This is a genomic window from Roseicyclus amphidinii, from assembly GCF_030163755.1.
GTDB classification, from domain to species: domain Bacteria; phylum Pseudomonadota; class Alphaproteobacteria; order Rhodobacterales; family Rhodobacteraceae; genus Roseicyclus; species Roseicyclus amphidinii.
Window position 1 is genome coordinate 1 of the sequence record NZ_JASJOE010000136.1, and the last position, 2,220, is coordinate 2,220.

Annotated in this window: 3 protein-coding genes; 2 read left to right on the top strand and 1 reads right to left on the bottom strand. The window is 71.8% G+C overall.

Features of this window, described 5'->3' with window-relative positions; all coding sequences use genetic code 11:
* The coding region (locus QQK83_RS19160; protein WP_284267024.1) for a molybdopterin molybdotransferase MoeA at positions 1-1,030 on the top strand (1,030 nt) is incomplete at its 5' end.
* A gap of 78 nt (positions 1,031-1,108) precedes the next feature.
* Positions 1,109-1,792, top strand: a complete 684-nt coding sequence (gene lexA, locus QQK83_RS19165) for a transcriptional repressor LexA (protein WP_284267026.1) — start codon at positions 1,109-1,111, stop codon at positions 1,790-1,792.
* On the opposite strand, the gene QQK83_RS19170 is transcribed toward lexA, so the two are convergent.
* A partial coding sequence (locus tag QQK83_RS19170) for a hypothetical protein (protein ID WP_284267028.1) occupies positions 1,786-2,220 on the bottom strand: 435 nt, incomplete at its 5' end. The two genes, lexA and QQK83_RS19170, sit on opposite strands and share 7 nt — an antisense overlap.

A 2,220-nucleotide genomic window follows, 5' to 3' on the forward strand; every position in this document is an offset into this window, starting at 1 on the left:
CGCGGGCGACCGGGTGGCCGGTGCCGTGCTGCGCGTGGTGGGCGAGGCCCCCGCGGGCCGGGCCTGGGACGGTGTGATCGGGCCGGGGGAGGCCCTGCGCATCTTCACCGGCGCGCCGGTGCCCGATAGCGCGGAGTGCGTGGTGATCCAGGAGGACGTGACGCGCGAGGGCGACCGGATCACGCTGGGCGAGGCGCTGGACGCGGGGACCAACATCCGCCCCGCGGGGGCGGATTTCCGGGTGGGCGCGCGGATCGAGGCGCCGCGGCGGCTGTCGCCCGCCGACGTGGCGCTCTGCGCCTCGATGAACCTGCCCGAGGTGGCGGTCTCGCGCCGCCCCGAGGTGGCGCTGATCGCCACGGGCGACGAGCTGGTCAGCCCCGGAGAGGTGCCGCGCGCCGACCAGATCATCGCCTCCAACAGCTACGGGCTGAAGGCGATGGTCGAGGCCGAAGGGTGCCGCGCCCGGCTGATGCCCATCGCGCGGGACAGCCGCGAGAGCCTGGAGCAGGTCTTGCGGCTGGCCGCGGGCGCGGACCTGATCGTGACGATCGGGGGCGCATCCGTCGGCGATCATGACCTCGTGGGCGAGGTGGCCGCTGCGATGGGGCTCGAGCGCGCCTTCTACAAGGTCGCCATGCGGCCCGGAAAGCCGCTGATGGCGGGGCGGCTGGGGGAAGCCGCGTTGCTGGGGCTGCCGGGCAACCCGGTCTCGTCCATGGTCTGCGGGCAGTTGTTCCTCGTGCCGATGCTGCGCGCGATGATGGGCCTGCCTGCGGGCGCGCGGCGGCGATTTGCGGCGCGGCTGGGCTGCGACCTGCCCGGCAATGGCCCGCGCGAGCATTACATGCGCTCGGACCTGAGGCCGGGACATGATTTCCCCGAAATCACGCCCTATGGCTCGCAGGACAGCTCGCTCCTGACCGTGCTGTCGGACGCGAACGCGCTGTTGGTGCGGCCGCCGCATGATCCGGCGCGGGCCGCGGGCGAGATCGTGGAGTACATGCCGCTGACCCCGCTCTTCGCGTGATTCGTTGACACGGACCGGGAACAGGGGTAGAACATACCCCGAACGCGCCCAGCGAGGCGCTCGCCGGAGGATCAAGTGATGCTGACCCGCAAACAGCGTGACCTGCTGGAGTTCATCCACAAGCGCGTGCAGCGCGACGGGGTCCCCCCCTCGTTCGACGAGATGAAGGAGGCGCTGGATCTGCGCTCGAAATCCGGCATCCACCGGTTGATCACGGCGCTGGAGGAGCGGGGCTTCATCCGGCGGCTGGCCCATCGCGCCCGCGCGATCGAGATCGTGAAGATGCCCGAGGGGATGGAAAAGCCCGGCTTCACGCCGCAGGTGATCGAAGGCGACCGGCGCGACCCGCCGCGCGGGGCCATGCCGGTGGAGGCGGCGGCGGTGGAGCTGCCCGTCATGGGCCGCATCGCGGCCGGCACCCCGATCGAGGCGATTTCCGAGGTGGCGAGCCATGTCGCCGTGCCGCACCAGATGCTGCGCGGCGGGCGCAGCCATTACGCGCTGGAGGTCAAGGGCGACTCGATGATCGAGGCCGGGATCAACGATGGTGACATCGTGGTGATCGAGGATGGCGCGACCGCCGAGAACGGCGATATCGTCGTGGCCCTTGTCGAGGGGCAGGAGGCGACGCTGAAGCGGCTGCGCCGCAAAAGCGGGATGATCGCGCTGGAAGCCGCGAACCCGGCCTACGAAACGCGCGTCTTCCGCGACGACCAGGTCACCGTGCAGGGCAAGCTGGTGGGGCTGATCCGCAGCTATTGACGCGCAGCCTCGGGCGGCGACCAGAGGCGACGGCCCTGTTCCATGCGGGCCGTGATGAGGGTGAGCCCCGTCTCTGACGGCTCGAGCGACAGCGCGCCGGTGACAGCCAGAAGCGGTCCGTCGATCACGAGGCAGGGCGCTTCGGCCTTTGGCCCGTCGACAGCCTCCGGGCCGCCGTGCCGGGTTGGGCCACCGGCGGCGGGTTGGGCATGGGTTGCGGCCCCGGCCGTCTGTACAGCGGTTTCCCCGATCCTCTCAATGCTCGGGGGGATCGTCACGGTCTGGGTGACGGCCGCACCCACACTGCCGCCGATGCCACCCGCCACCACGCCGGGCGCAGGGTCCGGCACCGCTGCGGCGAGCCCGACGGTCATCGCGCCTGTCACCCGCGGGGGCCGGGTCGCGGACAGCTGCGCCGAGAGCGCGCG